Raw genomic sequence first — 6,925 nt, 5'->3', positions numbered from 1 at the left:
ACATTATTATTTTGATAATCACTCTATATGTAATGGTGCCAGCGGTTTTATTGAAACAAGCAATATTTTAGAAGAACTAGGTTTTAATGATTTAACTAATGAAAAAAATAGGATAATTTCACATATATTGGATTTAGATACTTTTTTATCCGGATTCCCTAATAACATCGATTCTTGGAATTTGTTACTAGGCAAAGCAGGATTTTTATACGCATTGAAACGTCACATAAACCAGGATATAATTAACCTTATCTAAGGAATTAGGAAGTGTTTTACATGGGAAGAGATAAGGATATCTATCTTGATGAAGTTAAACATGCTATGAAAAATAATAGTATTGTTATTGTAAAGCCTCCTCGTAGAAATGAAGGAGGCTTTATTGAATATATATTAAAAAATTATGATTGTTCAACTAATGTTGATCCAATTATACAAACTCTTCCAGGTATGGGAGTGAAAAGTTATATCAACTTTTTGTTAGTTTGGAATAACGAAAACGAAGCAATAAAGAAGAAAATCGAGGAATGTATACCAATCAATTCAACAAGTACAGCTTATTATCTTAACTTGGTATTAAATTCTAATATTGTCATATTGACAACACCTACATGTGAAATTATAAACGATCCATCTTTTTATGAAATAATAGACGTTGGGCAGTCTTTAAAAGAAAAAAAATACATTATTTTTGTTGATGATTTATCAAACGAGAATCTCAGAAAATACAAAACACTGAACTTTTCGGAACCGTTAACTAATGAGTTAATAATTACGAAAAGTTTAAATGGGATGTCAGTGAACACTGAAAATACAATCTTTTTTTCTCCAGAGGACGTTGTGTTTTTTGAATCTGTGAATTCTATAATATACGCACAATTAAATGAAGATAGAGTTCGTATTAAAACAACATTAGAGAATTTAGAAAAAGAATTATTAGGTTCGTTTTTTAGAACGCATAGATGTTATCTCGCAAATTTGAATTATGCTATTGAACTTACTCAAGTATCTAAATCTAGTTATGAAATTTCAATAGGTAATTATAATATCCCTTTATCTAAATATAGATTAAAAGCATTTAAAGAATCAATACATCAAAAAAATAGGTGATAATGATGTTCTTTCAACTTCTTAAAAAAAATATGTTAAATATGTGTTCATCAATGAATGCTTTAGGTTGTTTTTTAACTCCTTATGCAATATTTTTCATTACTTATGTACTAAATGTTATGGACGATATTGTTGTAGTTTCTACTTGGATCATAATGCTCTTCTTCAATAGTTTTTTTATTCCGATTTTTATAAAGAAGAGAGATATACAAAGTGGCAATGGTTTTTTATATTCTAATTACAATATCATATTTTCAAACTATTATTACTTTTCTATCATAATATCAATGCCGTATTATTTTCTATTGGTTTATATTGTGGCTAAACTGGCTTTTTTGATGTTTATTACAGGTTTATTTCTAAATTATATTAGCTTGAAATGGGCTTTAAGTATAAAAAAGAATAAGTTGATAGGTTTGAATGTAAACACATTGAGTTCCTTTTTTATTATATTAGTGGTGGGAGGAGCGTTGCTTATAGAATACCTTATAAGCATTGTACAATAGCATAGAAAGCATTTTTCGCCTCTTACATCAATGTTATATAAATCATTTTGAATAGTAAGGTGTGGATCTATGTCAAGAATACGGAGAGAAAAAAAGAGAGTTCTACCGCGCTTCGCTTGTTTGCCTAGCCCATTGTCAATAGCGGTTTGAAAATGTCGTTTTTTAGCGGTTTAAGAATGACGTATGTTTAAACTTTTTTCACTTTTTTAGTCTTTAAGTCGGTAAGAGCCCCCTGTAATCTTAAATATTTTTGAATGATGAATAAGTCTATCAATAATGGGTGCTGACGCTATTTTGTTACTAAATGAATCCCCCCAACTAGAAAAGGGATATTCGTCGTAATGATTGTGGATTTCATTTCATAACCTTAGTGACATCAATTGATAGAAGAGATCTGCTTGTTCTTTTGATAGCCTATCTCATCAATGATAAGCAGTTCAATTTTGTTTAATTGTTTTAAAGTTTTATTGATTATTCCTTTCTTCTCTAGAAAATGCATGGATTTTAATGTGAGTATTTCTTGTTTATTAATACTTGGTTGAAACGTAAAATCAAAGTCACTTAAATATTTAATCTTAGGGAAACGTGCTAACTTAATAGCGCGTTTAAATTTTTGTTCAGCTTGATATTCTACTTCCTTTTCCGTCAACTCAAGTAAAATTTCAGTTAAAGATTTTTGATTCTTGGATAGTGATTCTAAATACTTCGGATAATAGTCTTTAATCATTTTTAGATTGAGCTGTTGAAAGTTTTCTAATAGCTTTTGATGGTCTGTATACATATCTGTTCTCCTATACCTCGTCATATTTTAATAATGAATCTTCGATATAACTAAGAATTTCTTGATCGTCTTTATGCTTGAGTACATGAGACTTCAAGATCTCACACATATCATCGGTAACATAATTGAATTTCTTTTCCGATAAATGATGCGTTCTAATTAACTCGGCATCAAAGTAGATTGATAACTCGTCAGTCAATTCATTAAAGATTAATTGAACCTCCTCTCCAATAAATTTTGTAGGTACTGAATATTTACCTTTTCTAAAATTAACCATCGACTTTTTAGAAACGATTCGAATGCATTCATCTTCGACATAGGTGTCTAATAACTGCACATTAAACGGGTTCAATAGATGTTTTTCTTCAGAATTGAATAAATCAATGGGATAGCAGTCAGTTGCTTGGGACATTTCGTTATGGTTCATTTCATGACAAAAGTGATTGACAAGACTGATAAGTTCAACAGCGTCATAAAATTCATAATCGTAGGGCCTTAAACGCTGTTCCACAAATTTAGCTAAAGATTCAACAGAGCCCTTGGTTTGTGGTCTATAAGGCCTACACGCGATGGGTTCAAAGTTTGCATCTTTACTAAATTGATGGAAAAGGGTGTTAAATACAACTTTTCTATATTGCGTTCTAGGACAATCAACGACCGTTTTCATATTTTCAAACCATATCTCCTTAGGAACGCCTCCGGTTCTTTCTTATTCTTACAATATTCTCTCAGAATCGTATACTTGCCTTCATATCCTTTTTTAGAAATATATTTATAATTCGCCATAGCCGTACAACCTAACTCTAATTTTTGTCTATGAGCGTTTTATACGGTTCTAATTTTGATACTCTCTTCGTCGTTTTCCTTGCTTTTATTCTTTCTAACTCATTTTCTTTTCCAGCTTCGTAATCCTTTTTGACTGTTCTTGGGTCGCAATGATACTGTCTACCCAGCTCAGTATAAATTGGTTTTATTCCTTTCATGACCTTCGTATATATCAATTCTCAATCAAACAACCTCCATTCAAAGATTGAGTTAAGACATGATTATATATTTTAGAAACTAAAAAATGTAGGAAAAACAGTATTTTCATTCCGCCATTTTCCTACATTTTATAACCGTCATTTACAACTAATCTATAATTTCTTATAGCATCTTAACCATATCATCTAATATGTTTGAATTCTTTTTTCATTTCATTACAAAGAAAAGTGATTTTATTAGTTACTGTTGTTACTTCTATTATCAAAAAATCAAAAATAAGAGGGAATTCAGACTTACCCCTTAATTATTGGGCTCTATTCGGAATGATTTAACCACCATTCGGCTAAAAATATGAAATTTTTGCTTAAATTGCATTATGATGTTTGGCAAAGGAGTGAATAAAATGATAACCCTAAAAAATATACGGAAGAATTTTGGAAATAAATTTGTATTGAAAGGAGTAGATATAAAAGTTGATGAAGGTGTTATATATGGATTATTAGGTCCGAGTGGTTCAGGGAAAACGACGCTTATTAATATAATGGTTGGGAAGGTAAACGACTTTTCAGGCGACTTACTTATAATGAACCACAACAAAGATCAATTGACACAGAAAAGTTTCAAGGAAAATGTAGGGATAATGAGTGATGCTAGTTCAGCATATTCTAGATTAACCATAGAAGAAAATATAAGCTTTTTTTCTAGCTTATATAAAGTTGAAAAATCAACTGCAACATGGCTTATGAAAGAATTGCTGCTTTATGATCAAAGAAATGAAGTATATAAGAACTTATCCAGAGGTATGAAGCAACGAGTGTTGCTTGGTATAGCTTTAATTAATAAACCCAAATTGCTAATTTTAGATGAGCCAACTTCATCTTTAGACCCTAAAACTACTGAAAAAATACACAGACTAATTGAAAATATAAGAGAAAGCGGCACGACAGTATTTCTAACTACTCATGATATGGAGGAAGCAGAAAAACTGTGTGATCAGATTTCTATTCTGCATCATGGAGAAATAAAGTTGAGTGGTAATACTGCAATGATATTGCAAAAGAATAAGGAAATAGTTATTGAAACTAAAAAACAGAAGTATAAAATAACGAAAAGTGATGATTTGAATGCTTACCTGCATGGGATTATGAGGGATGAAAAAATTGTAGATATAGATGTGAATCAACACACTTTGAGGAATAATTTTATTGAAATGACTAAAAAAACGGAGGAAGAAAGATATGGTGAATAGAATCTTTTCTATATTTAAGAAAGACTACTTAGAAATAAAGAAAAATAACTACCTTTTTTTAACTGCATGTATGCCCATTCTGTTTTCAATTTTGATTTATTTTAATGTTGGGGAAGATGCATCGGATATAGAGTTATTTTTAACGCTATGTGGTACGTATGTTTTTTCAATAATCCTAGTGTTGGCAAGTACGATAGCAGAAGAAAAAGAGTATAAGACGTTAGAAGCTTTAATAATGTCTCCTGCATCTTTTATTGAGATTTTAGTTGGCAAATCTATAGTACCTATATTGATTGGCGTGTTCAATTATTTTATGGGGTGTTACTTTTTATTAGATTTAGATTTACACAGCGATATTACAGAATTGGTATTACTTATTTTGATGATTGTTTTTTCAGTACTTTTAGGCATATTAATTGGTTTAGTATCTAAAAATATAACACAAGTGAATCTTTTATTTATCCCTGTATTTGTTTTTGTTACTTTGCCAGTATTATATGATCAGTTATTTAAGTATAATGAATGGTTATATGCAATTAGGTATCTTCCTTCTGCACAACAGTATGCTCTATTTATTAACGACACTAATTTATTTTTATCAATTAGCTTAATTGTATTATGGTCTGTACTGGTTACGGTTTTAAATTATTATTTTTACAGAAGAGTGATTATTAATAAGTAATTAATCAGTTTTATTTAAACAATGGGGGATTGTATTAGTATGATTTCAACAGAGGATAAAAAGATAATTGAAATGATATGTTTAGAGTTTACCAATAAGCAGATAGCTAGCAAATTGTGTTATTCAGAAGCAGCAATAGAATATAAATTGCGGCAGTTAGCTAGAAAGCTTAATGTACAAATTAAAATTGGAATTGTTTATAGATACATGAAGGGGGATTTATGATGAGAAAAATTCTTTTTGTAGCGTCACTGGCATTCTTCTTGCTTATATTGCTGTCAAATAATAAAGTTTTCGGAAAAGAGGAAATAGTGAATTTTAATCAGCAATCGTCAAAAGGAGAAATATCAAGATTTATTCAAGAATTAAAGGCAAATAATTACTCAGTAAAATATATAGAAGAGATAAACTCTTTATTTATCTACAATTCAGATTCAGATATTGGAAGTAAAAGTATTATCTTAAAAAAATACAAGAAAATAATAAAATCGAATGGTGAGTCAATAAAAGTTTCTACTAACTCCCTTTTAGAGAAGGAATTTGAAGATTATAACTGGTTTATCAGGAAAATCATGGGTGCTGATATAGGAAAAAAAGATTATTCCTCTATAAAAGTAGGTGTTATTGATAGTGGTATAGATGCTAATAGTGTAAACATAGATGCTAAGAACTCAAAAAATTTCATTGATAATAATAATGATATAAGAGATAAAACTGGCCATGGTACGATGGTAGCAAATATGATTAACACAATTTCACCTAATGCTCGTATTTCTGTATATAAAGTAATAGATAAGGATCAAGGTGACAGTTCAGATATTATTGAAGCAATAGTAGAAGCCAGTAAAGTAAATGATATTATAAACATTAGTTTAGGAACATATAAAGACGTTAATAATGTGAAAGATAAACAGATAATAGATCTGTATGATAGGGCTATTAAATACGCAAATGAACATAGTACAATGATAGTTACTTCGGCGGGTAATGATGGAAGAAACTTGCTAAATAATAATAATAGACATTTACCAGGGGGACACCCAGATGTAATAACGGTAGGCAGTACTTTAAAGAATGACAAGGTAGCAAATTATTCGAATTTCGGAGAAAACTTAGATATTGTTGCTCCTGGAGGATATTTTGGAGAAGACTTTGATAAAAATCAAAATATTAATGTGAAGGATATGATAATAACAAAATTCCCAGAATATTTAGAACAAAATATAGTTGATAAGGCGCTAGGTTTGAAAAAGGGGTATTCATTAAATTATGGAACTAGCCTTTCTACCCCGCAGGTAACTGCTGCTTTAGTAAGATTGAAATATGAAAATCCGACTCTTAATTCGAGTGAAATTGAGAAAAAATTGTATAATAATGCATTGGATATCGAAGAAAATGGAAAGGATTATAAGTCCGGATATGGGTTGTTAAAAATAAAATAATTCATGTGATGTAGGGGAATAGCTGTATAAAGAGTTATTTTGGAACTATGTCAAGAATACGGCCACAGAAAAAAGAGAATTCTACCGCGCTTCGCTTGCTAGCCTAGCCTATCAGGGGCTGGGACATAATTCCTGCCCTCTTCGCTAAAAAAGCTCTGATTAGATGTAAAAAAA

At 30.0% G+C, this 6,925-nt stretch carries 9 protein-coding genes; 6 read left to right on the top strand and 3 right to left on the bottom strand.

The window, feature by feature from the left end:
* A partial coding sequence (locus tag CD118_RS11930) for a lanthionine synthetase LanC family protein (protein ID WP_142380882.1) occupies positions 1–256 on the top strand: 256 nt, incomplete at its 5' end.
* Between the two features lie 20 nt (positions 257–276).
* A complete protein-coding gene (locus CD118_RS11575; protein WP_103356743.1) occupies positions 277–1,107 on the top strand; it encodes a LytTR family DNA-binding domain-containing protein in 831 nt (276 codons plus the stop codon).
* Positions 1,108–1,819: 712 nt separating this feature from the next.
* Here CD118_RS11575 and CD118_RS12260 read toward each other — a convergent pair.
* The 3 genes from CD118_RS12260 to CD118_RS11560 form a co-directional block, all read right to left on the bottom strand.
* Positions 1,820–1,888 (bottom strand): ATP-binding protein, encoded by a 69-nt coding sequence (locus CD118_RS12260; protein ID WP_240621945.1) that lies wholly within the window; start codon positions 1,886–1,888, stop codon positions 1,820–1,822.
* A 101-nt stretch (positions 1,889–1,989) separates the two neighbouring features.
* The gene (locus CD118_RS11565; protein WP_240621943.1) at positions 1,990–2,394 is read right to left on the bottom strand and encodes an ATP-binding protein; all 405 of its coding nucleotides are present in this window, start codon (positions 2,392–2,394) and stop codon (positions 1,990–1,992) included.
* A gap of 10 nt (positions 2,395–2,404) precedes the next feature.
* Positions 2,405–3,061 (bottom strand): Mu transposase domain-containing protein, encoded by a 657-nt coding sequence (locus CD118_RS11560; protein ID WP_240621941.1) that lies wholly within the window; start codon positions 3,059–3,061, stop codon positions 2,405–2,407.
* A gap of 720 nt (positions 3,062–3,781) precedes the next feature.
* Here CD118_RS11560 and CD118_RS11555 point away from each other — a divergent pair.
* Genes CD118_RS11555 through CD118_RS11540 form a run of 4 tightly spaced genes read left to right on the top strand, consistent with a single transcriptional unit; the run spans position 3,782 to position 6,751 of the window.
* A complete protein-coding gene (locus CD118_RS11555; RefSeq protein ID WP_169925617.1) occupies positions 3,782–4,627 on the top strand; it encodes an ABC transporter ATP-binding protein in 846 nt (281 codons plus the stop codon).
* On the top strand, positions 4,617–5,309 hold the full coding sequence (locus CD118_RS11550) for an ABC transporter permease (RefSeq protein WP_103356740.1): 693 nt from the start codon (positions 4,617–4,619) through the stop codon (positions 5,307–5,309). The genes CD118_RS11555 and CD118_RS11550 overlap by 11 nt, the downstream gene beginning before the upstream one ends.
* Positions 5,310–5,330: 21 nt before the next feature.
* On the top strand, positions 5,331–5,534 hold the full coding sequence (locus tag CD118_RS12425; RefSeq protein WP_103356739.1) for a helix-turn-helix transcriptional regulator: 204 nt from the start codon (positions 5,331–5,333) through the stop codon (positions 5,532–5,534).
* Positions 5,534–6,751, top strand: coding sequence for a S8 family peptidase (locus CD118_RS11540; protein ID WP_169925615.1), 1,218 nt, complete (start codon positions 5,534–5,536; stop codon positions 6,749–6,751). The genes CD118_RS12425 and CD118_RS11540 overlap by 1 nt, the downstream gene beginning before the upstream one ends.
* Positions 6,752–6,925: the final 174 nt, after the last annotated feature.

It is taken from the genome of Staphylococcus coagulans (assembly GCF_002901995.1).
In the GTDB taxonomy this organism is placed as follows: Bacteria; Bacillota; Bacilli; order Staphylococcales; family Staphylococcaceae; genus Staphylococcus; species Staphylococcus coagulans.
Note: the sequence above shows the minus strand (reverse complement) of the source record. Positions and strands in the feature narration are given on the sequence as shown.